Here is a 20,740-nt window from a genome sequence, read left to right on the forward strand (position 1 = left end):
CAAAATCAGCGTCGCCCACCGGCAATTCGATGACGCAATGCAGGTGGTCGGGCAGGACGACCCAGCCGTGGATGGCGAATGGGTGGCGTTGCCGCACCGTGCGTACCACATCGCGCAATGCACCGATGTGCTGGGTCAGCAGGTCGTTTCCCTGCCGCTGCAGCAGATTTACAGTGAAAAAATAGGTGCCGCCCGGGTGCCAGGCGCGTCGATAATCAGGCATGGGGCGAGTATCGGGGGATTTTTCGTTCGGCGCAATGCCCGTTGGTTATTGCGCCCTACGCGGGCTACGCGGTGATAAGGGGAGGATGGGAGGGGTTAAGCGGTGAACGGCATCTCCGGGATTGTCCGGCCAGAGCATTCGTGCCAAGATGCCGCCATGTTTTCCGGACCGTCCGCTCCCCGTCATTACCGCTACGCCTTGCTGCTTCTGGTGCTGGCTGTTCTGGCCTGGTCCGGCTGGCAGCCGAAAGACCTGTTCACCTGGTTCCTCGAAGTGGCGCCGGTGCTGATCGGCTTGCCGCTGCTGATCCTGACTTTTCGTCATTTTCCGCTCACCATGCTGGCTTACAGTCTGCTGGCGCTACATGCCGTGATCCTGATGGTGGGCGGGCATTACACCTACGCCGAGATGCCGCTGTTCAGCTGGCTGCGCGATACCTTCGATCTTGCCCGCAATCACTATGATCGCGTGGGCCATATCGCCCAGGGCTTCATTCCTGCCATCGTGGTGCGTGAAATCCTGCTGCGCCGTTCGCCGCTGCGAGCCGGCAAGTGGCTGTTTTTTCTGACCACCTGTGTGTGCCTGTCGATCAGCGCCAGCTACGAGTTCATCGAGTGGTGGGTGGCGCTGGCTTCCGGCGACGAGGCGGTGGTCTTCCTCGCCACCCAGGGCGACGTGTGGGATACCCAGTGGGACATGTTCCTGGCGCTGTGCGGGGCAATCGCCTCGCAGCTGCTGTTCGCGCGCCTGCATGACCGGCAACTGGAAAAATGCAGTCATTGCGAGGAGCCGTAGGTGACGAAGCAATCCCATCCTCAAGCTTATTCCAAAACGAGATTGCTTCGCTATGCTCGCAATGACGGCGTTGCACAGCCATGCTGAACGCCATCTGGATCGGGTTTTTTCTTCTTGCTTTCGCCATCGGGCTGGGCAAGTGGCTGCTGTTCGGTCAGGCCGATGTCTTTCCGCTGATGATGAAGGCGACCTTCGATTCGGCAAAAACCGGCTTCGAGATTGCGCTCGGACTGACCGGGGTGATGACCCTGTGGCTGGGGGTGATGAAAATCGGCGAGAAGGCCGGTTTCCTGGAATGGCTGACGCGGCTGCTGGCGCCCCTGTTCTGCCGCCTCATGCCGGACGTGCCGCCCAATCACCCGGCGCTCGGCGCCATCACCATGAACATGGCGGCCAACATGCTGGGGCTGGACAATGCCGCCACGCCGATGGGCCTCAAGGCGATGCGCGAGCTGCAGACCCTCAACCCCACGCCCGACACCGCCAGCAATGCGCAGATCCTGTTCCTGGTGATCAACGCTTCCTCCGTCACCCTGCTGCCGGTGACCATTTTCACCTACCGCGCCCAGCTCGGCGCGGCCGACCCCACCGACGTGTTCATCCCCATCCTGCTGGCGACCTATTGTTCCACCCTGGTGGGGCTGGTGTCGGTTGCGCTGATCCAGAAAATCAATCTTTTCGACCGCGTGGTGCTGGGCTATCTGGGCGTCATCACGGCAGCTGTTGCCGGGCTGGTGGGGTACTTCGCGCAGCTGGACGCGGCCACCATGCAGGCGCAATCGGCGCTGCTCAGCAATTTCCTGCTGTTCTCGCTGCTGGTCTCCTTCCTGGCCGGGGCGGTGGTGAAGAAAGTGAATGCTTACGAGGCTTTCATCGAGGGGGCCAAGGAGGGCTTCCACATTGCCGTCGGCATCATTCCCTACCTTGTTGCGATGCTGGTGGCGATCGGCGTGTTCCGCGCCAGCGGCGGGCTGGAGGCGCTGATGGAAGGCGTGCGTTGGCTGGTTCAGGGGCTGGGCTGGGACACCCGTTTTGTGGACAGCCTGCCCACGGCATTGATGAAACCCCTGTCCGGCAGCGGCTCGCGCGCCATGATGATCGAAACCATGCGCACCCACGGCGCCGACTCCTTCGCCGGGCGCCTGGCTTCGATTATTCAGGGCAGCACCGAGACCACGTTCTACGTGCTGGCGGTGTACTTCGGCGCAGTCGGCATCCAGCGCGTGCGCCATGCGGTAAGCTGCGGTCTGCTGGCAGATCTGGGCGGATTCGTCGCGGCGGTGGCGGCGGCGTATTTCTTTTTCGGCTGAATAAACCTAAAAACCTCAGTTCGATAACCACGGAGAACACGGAGAACACGGAGAACACGGAGAACACGGAGAACACGGAGAACACGGAGAACACGGAGAACACGGAGAACACGGAGAACACGGAGAACACGGAGAAGCGGGGTAGGCAGGGATGGGCGACTTGTCGCCCAACTCGCAAAGGCAGTTTGCGGTCATTTATGGCCTCACCCATCGGGTGAATGCCAAACATCATGCAATCTATGGTTTTTACTCCGTGTTCTCCGTGAACTCCGTGGTTAACTGCTTTTTATAGGATAAACCTGTAAAACACATACACGCCCCGCATGGGGGCTTACAGGCGAAAACGCCCTACCGATTCCAGCAACTTCCCGGCCAGGCCCTGCATCTGGTGAAATTCTGCCGCGGCTTCCGCAATGGCAAAATTATTGCTCGTGGCGGTTTGCGAGATTTTTTCCATGCGCAGGGAGATTTCCTCGCTGGTGGATTTTTCGGCTTCCATGGCTTGTGCAATTTGCTGGATCATGAGCAGCACGGCGTTCACGCTGCGATCGATACGAGCCAGGGATTCACCCGACTGGTTGGCGAGTGCAACACTTTCCACAACCTGTTTTTCCCCTGATTCCATGGCGGCCACGGCTTGGCTGGTGCCATTCTGGATGGCGGAGATAATGGTCGAGATTTCCGTTGTTGCGCCAGCGGTCCGTTCCGCCAGCTTTCTGACCTCATCCGCCACCACGGCGAAGCCACGGCCTTGCTCTCCGGCGCGTGCCGCCTCGATGGCGGCGTTCAGCGCCAGCAGGTTGGTCTGTTCGGCGATGCCGCGAATGACCTGAAGAATCTTGCCGATTTCTCCGGACTGCAAGCCCAGCTCCTCGATGGTCTTGGCCGATTCGACGATGGTTCTGGCTACCAAATTGATGCCGGCCACGGAATTGCCGACGATGCGTTGCCCCTCGTTCGAAACCTGGCTGGCTTCCTCGGCGCTCGAAACGGCTTCTCCCGCCTTGCTTGCAACATCCTTGACGATCTCGTTCAGCTGGCCGATGGATTTCGCTGCGATGGCGGCCTGATCCGTCTGGGTCTGGGAAGAGGCGCTGACGCGGTCGGTCATGCCGGTGACGGCAACGCATGCCTTGTTGACTTGATCGGCGGACAGCCGTGTCTGGCTGATCAGGCTGGACAATTCTTCCGCCATTTTGTTGAACGACCCGGCAACGATTCCCAGTTCATCTTCATTGGCCAGGTGCACCCGGGTTGACAGTTCGCCATCGGCCAGGCGGCTGGTGGCGTGCTGTAGCTGGCTGACATTTTTGCCGATGGAGCGCGCAATGAATATGCCGAACAGGCCGATCAGCAGAACTCCGGCAGCGATAGCGCCGATGGTGGCGATCAATACGGTTTGCGATAGCTGGCTGACGCGCTCGTAAGTCGTTCTGGCTTGTACCACCTGATACTCGATCAGGGTGTCGATTGCAGCAGATGCCTTGGCATAGGCGGGGGTCAGCACTTCCGTGCGCAACTTGTCGGCTTCTTCGTGGCGCTGGGCCTGGAGGATGTCCACCATAGGCAATACCCCGTTCTTGCCGAAATTCAGGCGTGCAGCGATGAAGGCATCGAAGAGCCTCCGTTCTTCAGGCTGAATCTGCTTGCTGGAATATTCATTGATCAGATTGTCGGTTTTAAAAATATGTGTAGTCACCTTGTCGGTATAGGCCATGACCTCGAAAGCATCGCTTTCCAGCCTGGCACCGATCAGTTCCATGCGGATCTGCATCTGTTGATTGCGGATTTCGTTGAGCTGGTTGATCGCCAGCAAGTGATCTTCGTAGACGCGCTGCAAAGCATTCTTGGAATGATAAAGCGCAAATAATTCGCCGCTTCCGACGCTGACCAATACCAGGCAGGTCAAAGCCACAAGCAGATAGAGTTTGGTGCGAATTTTTGTTTTTTTCATGATGATCATACGAATCCCCTTCGTCCTGCATGGTGAGTGGCCCGGCGTCCGGTTATTTTTCTAAATGGCCGTGACCTTTAAACAGGATATTCCAAATGGGGGAGGCAGTGAATATTTTGTCAGCCACTGCATTGAAATTATCTTGAACCCAAATAATCCATTAAATTGTAGGTCGGGCTTCAGCCCGAAATTTCGGGCTGAAGCCCGACCTACAAGCTGTTGATTTCCTTCATCTCAAATCTCAAACGGATAATCTGGGTTGAACCGCAAAGGATCTCAAGGTGCCAAAAGCAGGCGCTTCCAGGCGAAATGTTGGGGTATGAAAAACAAGATTGCTTCACTGCACTGCACTCGCAAAGACCGTGCTCACTTGTTCAGGCTATCCCTAAAACAGCTTGGTTTGCGGCTGTTTCTCGGCCTGCTCCAGGAAAAGCATGAATTCTTCGGCTGACAGCGCCGGTTTGCACAGGAATCCCTGAAATTCGTCACAGCCAGCGGTTGCCAGGAAGTGGCGCTGTGCTTCGGTTTCAACCCCTTCGGCAATGACGCGCAGCTTGAGGGCCTGGGACAGGTTGATGATGGCCATTACGATCGCGGTGTCGCTGTCATTGACGGGCAGCTCCGAGATGAAAGAGCGGTCGATTTTCAGTTTGCAGATCGGGAAGCGTTTCAGGTAGCTGAGGCTGGAATAGCCCGTGCCAAAGTCGTCAATCGATAGCCTTACGCCGAGTTCGGCCAGCGCATCAAGACGCGCCAGCGTTTCATCCACATCGCGCAGCAGGATGGATTCGGTCAATTCCAGCTCCAGCATTGCGGGCGGCAGGTCAAAGACACGCAGCGTTTCGGCCACGCCTTCTACGAAGTTGGCCTGCTGGAACTGCAGGGCAGAGACATTCACTGCCATGGTCAGCGCCCAGCCTTGCGCCTGCCATTCCGCGCACTGCCGGATGGCTTCGGTGAGCACCCAGTTGCCAATGGCCACGATGACGCCGGTTTCCTCGGCCACCGGAATGAAGCTCGCGGGGGGGGTGTTGCCCAGTTCCTCGTCATGCCAGCGGATCAGCGCTTCCGCGCCAAAGATGTCGCCGCTGGCGAGATCCACCTGGGGCTGAAAATGCAGGCGGAACTGCTTGTTTTCCAGGGCCAGACGCATGGCGTGATCAAGCTTTATGCGCGACAGCAGGCCGATATTCATTTGCCGCTGGTAGAAGCGGAAAGCCGAGCGTCCGCGTTCCTTGACGTGGTGCATCGCACTGTTGGCATTCTTGATCAGGTCGTCCATGGTGACGCCGTCTTCCGGGTAAAGCGCGATGCCGATGCTGCCGGTCACGGTGAAGCTCATGCCGTCCAGGGTGAAGGGCCGGGACAGGGCTTCGAGGGTGCGCCGTGCGGTGATTTCAGTGCCATGCGCATCCATCTGGTTGAGAAGGATGACAAATTCGTCTCCACCCAGGCGCGCGGGCGTGTCGATATGGCGCAGGCAGTTTTTGAGCCGTTCCGCCACTTCGATCAGCACCCGGTCGCCGAACAGGTGGCCGAGGGAGTCGTTGATATGCTTGAAATGATCCAGGTCGAGGAATAGAACCGCGCAGGAACAGCCATTGCGGTCGGCAAAGTTCAGCGCCTGCTCCAGGCGTTCGGCCAGCAGCAGCCGGTTGGGCAGGCCGGTGAGCGCATCGTTGTAGGCCAGCTCCTCGATGCGCTTCCTGGCCGCATGGGTTTCGCTCAGGTCCTTGAAAAAACCGATGTAATGAACGGGCGCGCCTTGCTCGTCCAGAACGCGCACCATCGAGGCAAGACACAGATAGGGTTTGCCGTTCTTGCGCCGGTTCCATACTTCGCCCTCCCACAGGCCGTCGCGCACCAGCTGTTCCATGAACTCCTCGATGAAAGCGCCATCGTTGAACTCGGAGAAAAATGCGCGTGAAGGCTGCTCCAGCAGCTCTGTCTGGGTATAGCCGGTCAGGCGTTCGCAACTGGGGTTGACCGCGATGACCCGGTGCTCCGCATCCGTGACGAAAATGGCGTCCATGCTGGATTCAAAGACTTTTGACGCGAGTTGCAGGCGCGCCTCGTCGGCCAGCCTCTGGGTAATGTCGCGGTAGGAAAACACCCGTCCGATCGGTCTGCCGCGAGCGTATTGCGGCAGGGTGGCACGTTCCAGCACGTGGCCCGTGCGCAGTACCAGCACGTCGCTTGCTTCCAGCAGCGGGGCGCGGGAGATGGCGCCGAGGCGATCGGCATAGTGCTCGGTATCCAGCACGCACTGATACATCCAGGCATGTATCGCGGAATCGTTGCGCTGGGTGAGCAATTCATGCGGCAGATTCCACATTTCGGCGAAGCGCTGGTTATAGCCGCGGATGCCGCCTTCCAGATCGGTCACCATGATCCCGTCCGCGGTGGATTCCAGCGTGGCGCGGAGTTCGGCGAGGAGCTTTTCCAGCTCGTTCTCCACCTGCTGCTGTGCGCTCAGGTCACGTGCGGCCACGACATAGACCGAGGCATCCTGGCTGGTTTTGATCAGTGAAACACGCCGCTCAACCTGAACTGTCGCGCCATCCACGCGGCGCAGCAGGGTTTCGGAAAAAATCTGGTCGGAGAGCCCCGCCGCCACGTCTTCCCAGAAAAACATGTCTTGCGGCGAGGCGGAGAGGTCGATTACCGGTTTGCCGATGAATGTGCCCGGCTCCGCGCCGAGCAGGATTTCCGCGGCGCGGTTCACGGCCAGGATACGCAGCTCGATCGGGTCTACCAGCCACACCGCTTCGAGCATGCCCTCGATCAGGGGCTGCCAGTTGGTAGTGAACGGTTTCACGCGTTTTCCCCGGGCGTGGAGATTTCCCGCGCCCGCTCGAAGTAGTAGCAAATGCGCTTGCGCGGTGAAAGATAGTCAAAAGTGCTTTTGGGCAATTGCAGCGGTTTGAGGCTGCGGCGTATGCCGAGATCGGGTTCGTCTTCCAGATCGATGATCAGGGCCTCGTCCCTGGGAATGCCCGCATCATGAATGACGATGCGCGGCTTGAGCGGGCGGCTGGAATTGACGGAAACCACCATGGCAAAGCGATCGTCGCTGAGCTGCACTACCGACCCTGGCGGGTACACGCCCATCATGTGCACGAACTGCGACAGGGTGGATGCGTGAAACTGGGACTTTTTCAGGGAAAAAATCATGGCCAGCGCTTCATGAGGCGTGATCGCCAGCGCTGGGTTGCCCGGATTGCAAAGATTGTCATACAGATTGACGAGTGCGACGATACGGCTGGGCTGCGACATCTGCTTGCCGGTGATGTGCTGCGGGTATCCCTTGCCATCGGCGAGTTCATGATGCTGCCCGATTACCAGCAGGGCGCCTTTGGAGATGCCCATTTTCTGACCCAGAGTGACGCCGTGGGCGACGTGCTCCCGGTAGATTTCACGCTCTGGCGAAGTGAATTTCTCGTCGTTCCAGCGCAGGCGGTCAGGCAGCTCGATTTTGCCCAGATCGTGCAGCAGCGCGCCCATGCCCACGTCCACCAGATCCTGCCCGGTCAGGCCGCAGGTTTTGCCGAGCAGCAGTGAAATGATGGTCACATTGAGCGAGTGCAGCGAGTTTTTCTCCCCGGCGTTTTCTGACAGGAGGCGAATGCAGGCTTCATGCTCGCCCATGATTTCGTCAAGAAACCCCTTGATCAGATTTTCCGACTGTTCGCGCGATGCGCCGGGACGCGAATGCGCGGTTTCGATGACTTTTCTGTAGCTGCGGCTGGCGCTTGCATATTTGTGTTCGCAGGCATGCAGGCTGGCCCACTGGCTTGAAAGCAGGTCGCGGCGCTGGCGTCTGGCTGCCATTTCCGCCGTTTCTTCCGCGGCTGGGATGGAAGCCGGGGTATTTGCCGGATCAAGGGCTTGCACCGCCTCGGCGTCGCTCTTGTCCGGAGAATAACGCACTTGCCCCAGACCCAGGGAACGAACCATATCGATCTGTTCCTGGGTGCGGAGGGTGAAGCTGCTCATGGGGAAAGGGTGATCCATCCATCCCGTGTCGAGGTGAATGTGCAACCCGATACGTAACTGTGAAATGTCGATAAATTGGGTCTGGCTGTCGCTCATATGATTCTGTGTGAGTGGTTTTCTGGATTTATATCACGGACTGCCAGATCCGTTTATTAATTTTCGTCGTGTTTCCTTATGCCATGCGGGTCTCGTGGGGTTTATCCGGCCCTGCGCAGCCACTTTTCCATGCCGATGACGGCATAAATGAGCATGCTGACCGCAAAAATGCGACACCATGCCGCACCCTCGATCGGAGCGGTGCGGAACCATTCGTTCATGAGCGGAAGGTAAGTGAACAGGAGCTGCAACAGGGTCATCGCGGCTACGCCAGCCACCAGCCAGCGATTGGAAAATACCCCGAGCTTGAACATGGAAACGCTCATGGAGCGGCAGTTGAAGAGATAAAACAGCTCGCCAAAGACGAAAACATTGGCGGCGACGGTGCGTGCATATTCAAGCGTCGCGCCGTGGTCGAGCTCCCACATGAACAGCCCGAAAGCACCGGCCAGAAGCAGGGTGCTGACAATGGCGATACGTCCCATCAGGACCGGGGTGAGCAGGGGGGTCGAGGGCGCGCGCGGCGGGCGGCGCATGATGTTTTTCTCGATCGGCTCGAAAGACAGCATCAGGCCGAGCAGGACGGCGGTCGTCATGTTGATCCACAAAATCTGCACCGGCAGGATGGGCAGGGCCACCCCGGCGACGATGGCGGCGGTGATCACCAGCCCCTCGCCGAAATTGGTGGGCAGGGTCCAGACGATAAATTTTGTCAGGTTGTCGAACACCCCGCGCCCTTCTTCCACCGCCGCTTCGATGGAGGCGAAATTGTCGTCGGTAAGCACCATGGCGGCGGCTTCCCGGGCGACCTCGGTGCCGGTGATGCCCATGGCCACGCCGATGTCCGCCTGCTTCAGCGCTGGCGCATCGTTGACGCCGTCACCGGTCATCGCGACCACCTCGCCATTGGCCTGCAATGCCCTGACCAGGCGTAATTTCTGCTCCGGCGCGACGCGGGCGAAGACCTGCGTGTGGCGCACCGCCTGCGCCAGCCCGGCATCGTCCAGCAGCGCCAGTTCGCGCCCGGTCAGGATGCCTGCCTGGTCCTCGTGAAATAACCCGATCTGGCGGGCGATAGCAGCGGCGGTGACGGCATGGTCGCCAGTAATCATTTTTACCGCGATCCCGGCCCGCTGGCAGGCCTTGACCGCGCGCATCGCTTCCTGGCGTGGCGGGTCCATCATGCCCTGCAGGCCGAGGAAAATCATATCTGCAAGGTCGCCATGGTTAAGCGTGTGTTGTCCGCTGGCGGCGGTTTTGCTGGCCAGCGCCAGCACCCGCAGCCCTTGTCCGGCCATGCGGTTGGCCGCCTGCGTGATCTGCGCATGGTCCAGCGGCATGCTTTGGCCATCCGGGGTGAGCATGGCTGTGCAGCGCTCCAGCACCTTTTCCACCGCGCCCTTGAGGTAAATACTGCCGGCGTGCAGGGTGGCCATGTACTGGTGGCGTGATTCGAAGGGCACGGCGTCGAGGCGGGGGTGGGCGGCATGGCTGCTTTCCGGCGTCAGCCCGGCCTTCATCGCCGCCACGATCAGCGCGCCCTCGGTCGGGTCGCCGCTGACGTGCCAGGCGCCGCCCTTGTGTTCCAGCCCGGCATCGTTGCACAGCAGGCCGGCCAGCAGGCATTCCCCGGCGGCGGGAGTGAGGGGCGGCGCGATCTCGCCGTGCGGGGCATAGCCCACCCCGCTCAGCGTGAAATCCTGGTTGCCGGAAAAAATCTGCTGCACCGTCATCTGGTTCTGGGTCAGGGTGCCGGTCTTGTCGGAACAGATGACGGTGGTGCTGCCCAGGGTTTCCACCGCCGGGAGCTTGCGGATGATGGCGCGGCGCCTGGCCATGCGCGATACGCCGATGGCCAGGGTGATGGTCACCGCGGCAGGCAGGCCTTCCGGGATCGCGCCTACCGACAGGGCCACCGCCGCCATGAACATGTCGAACGCGCTTTCGCCGCGCGCCAGTCCGATCACGAAAGTAAATGCCGCCAGTGCCAGGATGGCGTAAAGGAGGATTTTGCTGAACCATTCGATCTTGCGCGTGAGTGGCGTGGAAAAAACATCCGCTTCTTCCATCAGGCGTGAAATGCGCCCGGTTTCGGTGGCATTGCCGGTCGCCACCACCATGCCCGCCCCATGGCCGCTGGTGACGAGCGAGCCGGCATAAGCCATGTTGGCGCGGTCGGCCAGGAGCGTATCCAGCACCAGCGGCGTGGCATGCTTGCTGACCGGGAGCGATTCGCCGGTGAGGGAGGATTCGTTGATGCCCAGTTCGCGGCAGTGCAGCAGGCGCAGGTCGGCGGGTATCTTGTCCCCTTCCGCCAGCAGCACCACATCGCCCGGCACCAGTTGTTCCGAAGCCATGCTGGTTTTTTTGCCGCCGCGCAGGACGCGCGCGTGAGTGGTCACGATTTTTGCCAGCGCGGCAATGGCGCTCTCGGCCTTGCTTTCCTGAATGAAGCCAATGAAGGCATTGACCAGCACCACGCCCAGGATCACGCTCGCATCCACCCATTCCTGCAGCGCCGCGGTGATGGCGGACGAAGCCAGCAGAAGGTAGATCAGCGGCTGGTGAAATTGCAGCAGCAGGCGCAACAGCGGCCCACGGCCTTTTTTTTGCGTCAGGCGATTGAGGCCGAAACGCGCCTGGCGGCGGTTTGCTTCTTCCGGCTCAAGACCGCGCTCCGGCTCGCTTTCCAGCGAGGCGGCAACTTCAGTGGCCGGAAGATGGTGCCAGGGTTGGTTCGGGACAGGTTCCATCGATTTTCAGGGTTTATATGAAATGGTTCCGGGTTTGCGGCGCCTATAACTCCTTTGTACGCGAATCGGCGCAAGTGTTCATGAAATCCGCTGAAACAGGTGCCCGGTCCTGTTTTGCCAATCATAAGCTGCCGTGCTGTAAAATACTTGCCCTGTGGTGCCGCGAAGCTACAATGTCGCCTTCGCAGATAATCTTCAACTGGGGGCGGCTTGTTGTTTTTTGCCCTGTTTTGCCGCGCTTCGCGGTATGGAAAAAGTGATAAAAGTGTCGAAATTACCCACTGATGCCCAGTTACGCGCCCGAGTAAAGCTCTTCGGAAATCTTCTCGGCAATGTTATAAAAACCCAGGAAGATGGACACGTGCTGGCTGCGGTGGAAGCCTTGCGCAAGGGTTTTATTCGTTTGCGCAAGCGTGATGAGCCAAACCTTCGCTTGCAGCTCGAGAAACTCGTCGGGGCTCTGGATGTTGACACGCTGACGCACGTGGTACGGGCATTCAGCACTTATTTCAGCCTCGTCAACCTGGCCGAGGAATCCTGGCAGCATCACATCCGCCGTGCCCAGGTGCGCGGTGGAGGGCCGCTGTGGAAAGGCTCGTTTGACGCCACGCTGCGCGAGTTCCACGCGCAGGGCATTACGGCCACGCAGTTGCAGACCCTGCTCGACAAGGCGGCCTATATCCCGGTACTGACCGCGCACCCAACAGAAGCCAAGCGCCGCACCATCATGGAGCATTTGCGCCACATTTTCCTGACCGGCGAGCAGCTGGACGATCCGCGCACCGGCAAGGGACAGCGCCAGGAGCTGATTCGACTGCTGGAACAGCAGATCCAGACCCTGTGGAAAACCGATGAAGTGCGCACCAGCAAACCTCAGGTTCGCGACGAAATCAAGAATGGGCTTTTTTACTTCCGGGAAAGCCTGTTCAAGGCCGTGCCTGAAACCTACCGCTATCTGGAAAAAGCCATCGAGCGTGTATATGGGCCGGAAATGGCCGAGGGTGAGCAGATCCGGATACCGAACATCCTGCGTTTCGGTTCCTGGATCGGCGGCGACCGTGATGGTAATCCGTTTGTCACGCCTGAAACGACCATCCTCGCCTTGCGCTTGCACAAGCGTGAGATTTTGCGTCTTTACCTGAACGAGGTGAGTGATCTCAGCCATGTCCTGACTCACTCGAAACGCCTGTGCCTCATTAGCGAATCGATGAGCGAGAGCCTGCTTCAGGACGAGCAGCGTTTTCCCGCGGTATTCGGCGATTTTCGCCAGCGTTTCGGGCAGGAACCCTACCGCCGCAAGCTTTACGTCATGCTGCACCGCCTGCGTCATAGCCTGAATTTCATCGAAGCCGAGCTGGAAGGCAGCAGCGGCAGCCCGTTTGCCGACGCTTACCAGTCGGAACAGGAGTTTCTGTCCGACCTTTACCTGATTCGCGATTCGCTGATTGGTCATGGCGACACGGGCACGGCTCACGGTGAACTGCAGGACCTGATTCGTCAGGCGGAAACTTTCGGTTTTTACCTGGTTCATCTCGATATCCGCCAGGAGTCCACGCGTCATAGCGAAGCGGTTGCCGAACTGTTCGCGCAGTTCCCGGGGTTGCCGGATTACAGCGCACTGAGCGAAGAGGGGCGTCTCGAAGCGCTCGGGGCGGCGATTTCAGGCGCGCAGGAATACAGGGTGGACAAGAGCAGGCTCAGCGACGCCACCCGCGAGACTTTCGAAGTGCTCGAGGTAATGGCCCGCATGCGCCATGAAATCAGCCCCAGGGCATTTGGCGCCTATGTGATCTCGATGACCCATGCCGCCAGCCATGTCATGGAAGTCATGTTTCTTGCCAGCCTTGCCGGTCTGGCCGGACGCAATGGCAAGGAGTGGTTCTGCAATATCAGTATTTCGCCGCTGTTCGAAACCATTATCGACCTGGAGCATATCGAGCCCGTGATGACGTCGCTGCTCGACAACCCGGTGTATGCCGCGCTGGTCAAATGCTCCGGCAACATGCAGGAAGTCATGCTGGGCTATTCCGATTCGGCCAAGGATGGCGGCATCCTGGCTTCAGTCTGGTCCCTGTACGACGCGCAGACCCGGATTACCGCGCTGGCACAGTCGCGCGGTATTGAATGCCGCCTGTTCCATGGGCGCGGCGGCACGGTGGGGCGCGGCGGCGGCCCGACCCACGAAGCGATTTTGTCGCAGCCGGAAGGCACGGTGCGCGGCCAGATCAAGCTCACCGAACAGGGCGAGGTGCTGTCGTTCAAGTACAGCAACACCGAAACCGCTTCCTATGAGCTCTCCATGGGCATGACCGGCCTGCTTAAAGCCAGCACCAGCCTGGTTCTTGGGCCAGGCCAGGCGAGCCAGGATTTCCTCGATATCATGGACAAGCTGGCGGAAGACGGCGAAGCGGCGTTCCGCGGCCTGACCGACCATACCCCCGGCTTTATCGATTATTTCTACGAAGCCACCCCGCTCACGGAGATCGGCCTGATGAACATCGGTTCGCGGCCTTCCCATCGCAAAAAGGGCGATCGTTCCAAGAGTTCCGTGCGTGCCATTGCCTGGGTCTTTGGCTGGGGCCAGTCGCGCCACACCATGCCGGCCTGGTTCGGCATCGGCACCGCGCTGGAAAACTGGCGCGGCAACGATCCGGAGCGGCTTGCCAAGTTGCAGCGCATGTATGCGGAGTGGCCATTCTTTCGCGCCCTGCTCAGTAATACGCAGATGGCCCTGTTCAAGGCGGACATGAATATCGCCGCGCGCTATGCCGAACTGGCCGAGCGCAAGGAGGAGGCGCTTGCCATCTACCAGACGATCCGCGACGAATACAATCGCACGGTTATTCAGGTGCTGAACATCGCTGGCGCCGAGGTGCTGATCGAGGAGAACCCGGCGCTGGCTTTGTCCCTGGCGCGTCGCAGCCCCTACCTCGATCCGCTCAACCACATCCAGGTCATGCTGCTGAAGCGCACGCGCGACGAATCACTGCCGCAGGGACAGCGCGAGCAGTGGACCAACCCGCTGCTGCGCTCGATCAACGCCATTGCGGGAGGCATGCGCAACACCGGCTGATTTGACCACGGTTTATCCATTAGACCCAAACCCCTCCCCGCCTCCCCTTTTCAGGGGAGGTGCGAGGTTTGCTCTCCCCCTGAAAAGGGGGAGTCGGAGGGGGTTTAGAGCTCATGAATTTGCTGGGTCTAAAATAAGACCTGAACTCAAATACCCGCTCCTGGCGTCAGCGTGTCTTATATAAGACCTGTGGACGCCAGTTTGTCTTTCTGATATAAATCAGGCCTATGAAAAAAGAGTCGGCCACCCCGAATTTTCTCCCGCTTTACGAGCAGATCAAGCGCCTGATCACGCGCGGCCTGTCCGAGGGTGAATGGCATCCGGGCGAGGCGATTCCGAGCGAAATGGAACTGGCGCGGCGCTATCAGGTGAGCCAGGGCACGGTGCGCAAGGCGATCGACGAGCTGGTGGCGGACAACATGCTGGTGCGGCGCCAGGGCAAGGGGACTTTCGTTGCCACCCTGACCGATGAGGGCACCAACTACCGTTTTCTCAATCTGCTGACGCTGGATGGCGAGAAGGAATATCCCAGGAGCAAATTCATCGGATTCCAGCGCGGCAAGGCGGATGCCCAGGTGGCAAAACGCCTCGATATCCGTCCCGGCAGCGCGCTGGTGGTGCTGCGCCGGGTGCTGGATTTCTCCGGCAAGCCCGTGGTCTACGACGATATCCGCCTGCCCGCGGCCCTGCTCAGGGGGATCACGAGCGCCATGATCGAGGACCACGTCAATGCCCACAAAGGAACGCTATATTCGCTGTATGAAACCCGCTACCAGATTCGCATCATCTCCGCCCAGGAGCGCATCCGGGCGGCGGCAGCAGATGAAGTCAGCGCGCCATTGCTGAATGTGGCGATCGGCACGCCCCTGCTGTGTATCGAGCGGGTGGCTTTCAGCTATCACAAGCAGCCGGTGGAATGGCGCAAGAGCTACATCAACACCGAAAATTACTACTATTTTGACGAATTGAACTGAGGTCAGCATGGATAACCTGAAACAACGCGCACTGGATTATCACGAATTTCCCAAGCCGGGCAAGCTTTCGGTGGAGTCTTCCAAGCCTTGCGGTACGGCGGCTGAACTGTCGCTGGCCTACACGCCGGGCGTGGCCGCGCCGGTGAGAGAGATCCATGCCGATGCCGAAAACGCTTACCGCTACACCAACAAGGGCAACCTGGTGGCGGTAATCACCGACGGCACGGCGATTCTCGGCCTGGGCAACCTGGGGCCCCTGGCTTCCAAGCCGGTGATGGAAGGCAAGGCGGTGCTGTTCAAGCGCTTTGCCAACGTCGACGTGTTCGACATCGAGGTCAATGCGCCCAGCGTCGAATCCTTCATCGAAACCGTGGTCAATATCGCCCCGACCTTCGGCGGCATCAACCTCGAAGACATCGCCGCGCCGCACTGTTTCGAAATCGAACGCATCCTCAAGGAACGGCTCGACATCCCGGTGTTCCACGACGACCAGCACGGCACCGCGATCATCATCTGCGCCGGTCTGCTCAATGCACTGGAATTGCAGGGAAAGAACCTGGCCGAGGCGAAACTGGTGTGCCTCGGCGCCGGGGCAGCGGGCCTGGCGGGTATGCGCCTCCTCATCGCCATGGGCGCGAACAAGGAAAACATGACCCTGGTGGATTCCAAGGGCGTGATCCACGGCGGCCGCACCGACCTCAACGCGCACAAGCAGGAATTCGCCAGGGACACGCCGCTGCGCACCCTGGACGAGGCCATGCAGTCTGCCGACGTGTTCATCGGCGTGTCCGGCCCCAACCTGGTGACGGGCGAGATGCTCAAGCGCATGGCGGCCAAACCCATCGTCTTCGCCATGGCCAATCCCGACCCCGAAATCCTGCCGAAAGACGCCCACGCCGCGCGCGATGACCTGATCATGGCCACCGGGCGCTCGGACTTCCCCAACCAGGTCAACAACGTGCTGGGCTTCCCCTACATCTTCCGCGGCGCGCTGGACGCAAGAGCCAAAAAGATCACCCAGGCGATGATGATCGCCGCCGTCAAGGCGCTGGCGGAACTGGCCAAGGAATCGGTGCCGCAGGAAGTGCTGACAGCCTATAACGCCACGTCCATGTCCTTCGGCAAGGACTACATCCTGCCCAAGCCCTTCGACCCGCGTTTGATCGAGCGCATCCCGCCTGCTGTCGCTACAGCCGCCAGGGCAGGGGAGTAGAGCATGCCCCGCTCACGCCCGGTTTACCTGAATCTGCTCAAAATCAGGTTGCCGCTGCCGGGGGTGGTGTCGATCATGCACCGCGCGAGTGGAGCGCTGCTGTTCTTGCTGTTGCCGCTGCTGCTTTATGCGCTGCAGTTGAGCCTGGCATCGGAACAGGGTTATGCGGAGGTGCAGGCGTGGTTCCGGCAGCCCTTGGCCAAACTATTCCTGATCGGCGTGATCTGGGGCTACCTGCACCATTTCTGCATGGGCCTGCGCTACCTCGCCCTGGATTTCGATATCGGCGTGGACCTGCCGCAGGCGCGCTTCAGCGCCAGGCTGGTACTCGCGGTGAGTATGGCCGCGACAGTCCTGATCGGAGTCTGGCTATGGTAAAGCGCATCGTCAGCGGTGCCCATTACGGCCTCAAGGACTGGCTGATCCAGCGCGTCAGCGCCGTGGTGATGGCGCTTTACACGGTGTTCCTGACCGGTTTTTTTCTTACTCAACCGCTGACGTTTGCCTCCTGGCAAGGCCTGTTTCACAGCCTGCCGCTGCGCCTGTTCAGCCTGCTGTTCCTGTTCAGCGTGTTTATCCACGCCTGGGTGGGGATGCGCGATATTTTCATGGACTATGTCCATCCCACCGTGATCCGCCTTGCCCTGCATGTCGCGGTGATCCTCGCGCTGCTGGCTTACGCGGCCTGGGCGGTGCAGATTTTATGGAGCGTGCAATGAGACCGGATTGCCCATTAACCCAATCACAAGATTCCTTATCCGTAGGAGCGGCGCCCTCGCCGCGATGGCTTCCGGCCGATGGTTTATCGGCCCGGGGCGGGCCTCCTACGGGTGAATCGGTTCAAATGGACAATTTGGGATGAGTATCGCCAAGCGCACTTTCGATGCAGTGATCATCGGCGGCGGCGGGGCTGGACTCAGGGCCGCGTTGCAACTTGCCCACGCCGACCTCAAGGTGGCGGTGGTGTCCAAGGTGTTTCCCACCCGCTCCCATACCGTCTCCGCCCAGGGCGGCATCGCCGCCAGCCTCGGCAACGTGAGCGAGGACAACTGGCACTGGCATATGTACGACACGGTCAAGGGTTCGGATTACCTTGGCGATCAGGACGCCATCGAGTTCATGTGCCGCCAGGCCAATGAGGCGGTGATCGAGCTGGAACACTATGGCATGCCCTTCGACCGGCTGGAGAACGGCAAGATCTACCAGCGTCCCTTCGGCGGCATGACCCAGGATTACGGCGGCGCGCCCGCAGTGCGTACCTGCGCGGTGGCCGACCGCACCGGCCACGCCATGCTGCATACCCTCTACCAGCGCAACATCGCGGCCCGCACCCATTTCTTCGAGGAATACTTCGCGCTGGACCTGGTGATGGACAGCCACGGTTACGCGCTCGGCGTGGTGGCGCTGGGGATCGAATCCGGTGAACCGATCTTCATCGAGGCGCGCGCCACCATCCTTGCCACCGGCGGGGCGGGGCGCATTTTCTCCGCCACCACCAACGCCCTGATCAACACCGGCGACGGCCTGGGGATGGCGCTCAGGGCCGGCATCCCGCTGGAGGACATGGAGTTCTGGCAATTCCACCCGACCGGGGTGCACGGGGCCGGGGTATTGATCACCGAGGGCGTGCGCGGCGAGGGCGGCTACCTGGTGAACAAGAACGGCGAGCGCTTCATGGAACGCTACGCGCCCAACGCCAAGGACCTGGCCAGCCGCGACGTGGTGTCGCGCGCCATGGCGGTGGAAATTTTCGAGGGGCGCGGTTGCGGCAAGGACGGCGACCACGTGCTGCTCAAGCTCGACCATCTCGGCCCGGAAGTGATCCAGCAGCGCCTGCCCGGCATCCGCGAACTGGCGCTGAAGTTCGCCCACGTCGATCCCGCCACCGATCCCATCCCGGTGGTGCCCACGGTGCATTACATGATGGGCGGCATTCCCACCAACCTGCGGGGCCAGGTAGTGATGCCGACCGGTACCGGCCCGGAGGAAGCCGTGCCCGGCCTCTACGCCATCGGCGAGTGCGCCTGCGTCTCGGTGCATGGCGCCAACCGCCTGGGTTCCAACTCGCTGCTCGACCTGATCGTGTTCGGCCGCGCCGCCGGCAACGACGTGATCGAGTATTGCCGCGAAAACCCCTTTGCGCGCGCCGTGCCTGAAGACGCTCTGGGTTCCGTCATGGCACGTCTGGCACGCTGGGAGAAAAAGGGCGACGGTCTCACCGTGCCGGAATTGCGCGAGGAAATGCGCAAGACCATGCAGCTCCATTGCGGGGTGTTCCGCACAGAGGAAGTGCTGCAGGACGGGGTGAAAAAGATGCTGGAAATTGCCGCCAAACTGCCCGACGTGGTGTTGCGCGACCACAGCAAGGTATTCAACACCGGGCGCATCGAGGCGCTGGAACTGGAAAATCTTATGGCCGTGGCGCTGGCCACCATGACCTCCGCCGCCGCGCGCCAGGAAAGCCGCGGCGCCCACGCGCGCGACGACTACCCGGCACGCGACGACAAGGCGTGGATGAAGCACACCCTGTATTTCGCCGACGGCCACCGCCTCGACTACAAGCCGGTGCGTCTCAAGCCGCTGACGGTGGAGGCTTTCCACCCCAAGGCCAGGGTTTACTGAGGTGAGGGGTGAGGCGGAAAATCCGGTTCGGTGCGTGCCTTTGATTTTCGTCTCACCCCTCACCTTCTCACCCCTCACGGGAGAATAAAATGCGTTTCTCGATCTACCGCTACAACCCCGAAACCGACGCCAAGCCCACCATGCAGGACTACGAGCTGGACATCGAGGCGGAGGGGAAGATGCTGCTCGACGCCATCCTGCTGCTCAAGGAACAGGACGAATCCCTGAGCGTGCGCCGCTCCTGCCGCGAGGGGGTGTGCGGCTCGGACGGCATGAACATCAACGGCAGGAACGGCCTGGCCTGCGTCACGCCGCTCAAGGGTCTGAAGCAGCCGATCGAGTTGCGGCCGCTGCCGGGGCTGCCGGTGATTCGCGATCTGATCGTCGACATGAGCCAGTTTCTCAAGCATTACCGCTCGGTCAAGCCCTACCTCATCAACATCGATCCCGAGCCCGAGATCGAACGCCTGCAAAGCCCGCAGGACCGGGCGCAGCTGGATGGGCTGTACGAGTGCATCCTGTGCGCCTGCTGCTCCACCTCCTGCCCCTCGTTCTGGTGGAACCCGGACAAGTTCGTCGGCCCGGCGGGGCTGCTGCAGGCCTACCGCTTCATCGCCGACAGCCGCGACCAGGCCACCAACGAGCGCCTGGACGACCTGGAAGACCCCTACCGCCTGTTCCGCTGCCACAGCATCATGAACTGCGTCGAAGTGTGCCCAAAGGGACTCAATCCCACGCGCGCGATCGGCAAGATCAAGGAACTGCTGGTGAAGCGCACGGTTTGAGAAAGATACTGAATTTTTTGCGAGAGAGACCATGAACAATTTACCCAAGTGCCCCAAATGCAATTCCGAATACACCTACGAAGACGGCAGCATGTATATCTGCCCGGAGTGCGCGCATGAGTGGAGCGCGGACGCGCCCACGGAAAGCGCGGAGGAAAAGCGCGTGGTGAAGGATGCCTTCGGTACGGTGCTGAACGACGGTGATAGCGTGACGGTGATCAAGGACCTGAAAATCAAGGGCTCCTCGTCAGTGGTGAAGGGCGGCACCAAGGTGAAGAACATCCGCCTGGTCGAGGGTGACCACGACATCGACTGCAAGATCGACGGCGTCGGCGCGATGTCGCTGAAATCCGAATTCGTGAAGAAAGCCTGAGGCGATGAGCGGCTGGGGCTGCCCGCACGAGGTGGCAGGCAAATGCCAGCGGGTGAATAACTTGCCCTGCGATGCGGGCATGAAGGGCTGCGTGCTGTTCGGGCGCTTCACCTGGGCGGACGAGAGCAAGAACCGCCCAGAGGGAGGGTGGGGTGGCAAGGAACCGAAGCAGCCGGAAGAGGACGGTTTAGGTGAGGGGTGAGGGGTGAGGCGTGAGGCGTGAGGAGGAAAAGCCGGTAGCGGAGGGGGTTTTGTCGCCTCACGCTTCACCCCTCACCCCTCACCCCCCAGGCCGCCTGCGCTGGCGTTGCCGGCGCGGCATGCTGGAACTTGATCTGGTGCTGGAGCGCTTTCTGGGCGAGAATTACGCTCAATTGACGGCGCGGCAGCAGCAGGAGTTCGAAGCCCTGCTGGAACTGGAAGACCACGAGCTGTGGCAGCGGGTGCGGGGCGAGGCGGCCACGGCATCCGTGGTGGAGCGGATGCTGCGCCTGGTGAAATCATCGCATGGCGATTCTCCGTCCCCCTCTCCTCTCGGGAGAGGGCAGGGGTGAGGGAATACTTTAAATTTGG

General features: G+C 60.6%; 17 protein-coding genes. 12 read left to right on the forward strand and 5 right to left on the reverse strand.

All coding sequences use genetic code 11. From position 1 onward, the window contains the following. On the reverse strand, positions 1-223 hold a 223-nt coding region (locus WC392_12710), incomplete at its 3' end, for a transposase (GenBank protein ID MFA5243223.1). A gap of 156 nt (positions 224-379) precedes the next feature. Here WC392_12710 and WC392_12715 point away from each other — a divergent pair. Together WC392_12715 and WC392_12720 are read left to right on the forward strand one after the other, a co-directional pair. After that, positions 380-1,018: a DUF2238 domain-containing protein gene (locus WC392_12715; protein ID MFA5243224.1), complete on the forward strand. Its 639-nt coding sequence runs from the start codon at positions 380-382 to the stop codon at positions 1,016-1,018. 80 nt (positions 1,019-1,098) lie between these two features. Beyond that, entirely contained in the window at positions 1,099-2,328 is a 1,230-nt protein-coding gene (locus tag WC392_12720) for a nucleoside recognition domain-containing protein (protein ID MFA5243225.1), read from the forward strand. Positions 2,329-2,659: 331 nt separating this feature from the next. On the opposite strand, the gene WC392_12725 is transcribed toward WC392_12720, so the two are convergent. From WC392_12725 to WC392_12740, 4 genes are all read right to left on the reverse strand, one after another. Next, positions 2,660-4,282, reverse strand: coding sequence for a methyl-accepting chemotaxis protein (locus WC392_12725; protein MFA5243226.1), 1,623 nt, complete (start codon positions 4,280-4,282; stop codon positions 2,660-2,662). A 385-nt stretch (positions 4,283-4,667) separates the two neighbouring features. Beyond that, the gene (locus tag WC392_12730) at positions 4,668-7,100 is read right to left on the reverse strand and encodes an EAL domain-containing protein (protein MFA5243227.1); all 2,433 of its coding nucleotides are present in this window, start codon (positions 7,098-7,100) and stop codon (positions 4,668-4,670) included. Continuing rightward, complete coding sequence (locus WC392_12735) at positions 7,097-8,374, reverse strand: DUF3391 domain-containing protein (GenBank protein ID MFA5243228.1); 1,278 nt, start codon at positions 8,372-8,374, stop codon at positions 7,097-7,099. Before WC392_12735 ends, WC392_12730 begins: the two co-directional genes overlap by 4 nt. Positions 8,375-8,475: 101 nt before the next feature. Continuing rightward, positions 8,476-11,127: a cation-transporting P-type ATPase gene (locus WC392_12740; protein MFA5243229.1), complete on the reverse strand. Its 2,652-nt coding sequence runs from the start codon at positions 11,125-11,127 to the stop codon at positions 8,476-8,478. A gap of 265 nt (positions 11,128-11,392) precedes the next feature. Here WC392_12740 and ppc point away from each other — a divergent pair, with 265 nt between their 5' ends. From ppc to WC392_12790, 10 genes are all read left to right on the forward strand, one after another. Further along, positions 11,393-14,200: a phosphoenolpyruvate carboxylase gene (gene ppc / locus WC392_12745; GenBank protein MFA5243230.1), complete on the forward strand. Its 2,808-nt coding sequence runs from the start codon at positions 11,393-11,395 to the stop codon at positions 14,198-14,200. A gap of 227 nt (positions 14,201-14,427) precedes the next feature. Next, complete coding sequence (locus WC392_12750; protein MFA5243231.1) at positions 14,428-15,174, forward strand: GntR family transcriptional regulator; 747 nt, start codon at positions 14,428-14,430, stop codon at positions 15,172-15,174. 7 nt (positions 15,175-15,181) lie between these two features. Then, a complete protein-coding gene (locus WC392_12755) occupies positions 15,182-16,387 on the forward strand; it encodes a malic enzyme-like NAD(P)-binding protein (GenBank protein MFA5243232.1) in 1,206 nt (401 codons plus the stop codon). Positions 16,388-16,390: 3 nt separating this feature from the next. After that, positions 16,391-16,765, forward strand: a complete 375-nt coding sequence (gene sdhC, locus WC392_12760; GenBank protein ID MFA5243233.1) for a succinate dehydrogenase, cytochrome b556 subunit — start codon at positions 16,391-16,393, stop codon at positions 16,763-16,765. Further along, a complete protein-coding gene (gene sdhD / locus WC392_12765) occupies positions 16,759-17,106 on the forward strand; it encodes a succinate dehydrogenase, hydrophobic membrane anchor protein (protein ID MFA5243234.1) in 348 nt (115 codons plus the stop codon). The genes sdhC and sdhD overlap by 7 nt, the downstream gene beginning before the upstream one ends. Positions 17,107-17,245: 139 nt before the next feature. Beyond that, entirely contained in the window at positions 17,246-19,009 is a 1,764-nt protein-coding gene (sdhA, locus tag WC392_12770; GenBank protein MFA5243235.1) for a succinate dehydrogenase flavoprotein subunit, read from the forward strand. 89 nt (positions 19,010-19,098) lie between these two features. Continuing rightward, positions 19,099-19,794: a succinate dehydrogenase iron-sulfur subunit gene (locus WC392_12775; protein MFA5243236.1), complete on the forward strand. Its 696-nt coding sequence runs from the start codon at positions 19,099-19,101 to the stop codon at positions 19,792-19,794. Between the two features lie 31 nt (positions 19,795-19,825). Then, positions 19,826-20,167: a zinc ribbon domain-containing protein YjdM gene (locus WC392_12780; protein ID MFA5243237.1), complete on the forward strand. Its 342-nt coding sequence runs from the start codon at positions 19,826-19,828 to the stop codon at positions 20,165-20,167. A gap of 52 nt (positions 20,168-20,219) precedes the next feature. Continuing rightward, the gene (locus WC392_12785) at positions 20,220-20,369 is read left to right on the forward strand and encodes a hypothetical protein (protein ID MFA5243238.1); all 150 of its coding nucleotides are present in this window, start codon (positions 20,220-20,222) and stop codon (positions 20,367-20,369) included. Positions 20,370-20,379: 10 nt separating this feature from the next. Continuing rightward, complete coding sequence (locus tag WC392_12790; GenBank protein ID MFA5243239.1) at positions 20,380-20,721, forward strand: succinate dehydrogenase assembly factor 2; 342 nt, start codon at positions 20,380-20,382, stop codon at positions 20,719-20,721. Positions 20,722-20,740: the final 19 nt, after the last annotated feature.

This window comes from Sulfuricella sp. (assembly GCA_041651995.1).
Taxonomy (GTDB): domain Bacteria; phylum Pseudomonadota; class Gammaproteobacteria; order Burkholderiales; family Sulfuricellaceae; genus Sulfurimicrobium.

Excerpts from the sequence above, each read along its gene's own strand:
- sdhC (MFA5243233.1), top strand. The coding sequence starts at position 16,391 with ATGCCCCGCTCACGCCCGGTTTACCTGAATCTGCTCAAAATCAGGTTG.
- WC392_12740 (MFA5243229.1), bottom strand. The coding sequence starts at position 11,127 with ATGGAACCTGTCCCGAACCAACCCTGGCACCATCTTCCGGCCACTGAA.
- WC392_12715 (MFA5243224.1), top strand. The coding sequence starts at position 380 with ATGTTTTCCGGACCGTCCGCTCCCCGTCATTACCGCTACGCCTTGCTG.
- sdhA (MFA5243235.1), top strand. The coding sequence starts at position 17,246 with ATGAGTATCGCCAAGCGCACTTTCGATGCAGTGATCATCGGCGGCGGC.
- WC392_12750 (MFA5243231.1), top strand. The coding sequence starts at position 14,428 with ATGAAAAAAGAGTCGGCCACCCCGAATTTTCTCCCGCTTTACGAGCAG.
- WC392_12725 (MFA5243226.1), bottom strand. The coding sequence starts at position 4,282 with ATGAAAAAAACAAAAATTCGCACCAAACTCTATCTGCTTGTGGCTTTG.
- sdhD (MFA5243234.1), top strand. The coding sequence starts at position 16,759 with ATGGTAAAGCGCATCGTCAGCGGTGCCCATTACGGCCTCAAGGACTGG.
- WC392_12780 (MFA5243237.1), top strand. The coding sequence starts at position 19,826 with ATGAACAATTTACCCAAGTGCCCCAAATGCAATTCCGAATACACCTAC.
- WC392_12755 (MFA5243232.1), top strand. The coding sequence starts at position 15,182 with ATGGATAACCTGAAACAACGCGCACTGGATTATCACGAATTTCCCAAG.
- WC392_12720 (MFA5243225.1), top strand. The coding sequence starts at position 1,099 with ATGCTGAACGCCATCTGGATCGGGTTTTTTCTTCTTGCTTTCGCCATC.
- WC392_12775 (MFA5243236.1), top strand. The coding sequence starts at position 19,099 with ATGCGTTTCTCGATCTACCGCTACAACCCCGAAACCGACGCCAAGCCC.
- WC392_12735 (MFA5243228.1), bottom strand. The coding sequence starts at position 8,374 with ATGAGCGACAGCCAGACCCAATTTATCGACATTTCACAGTTACGTATC.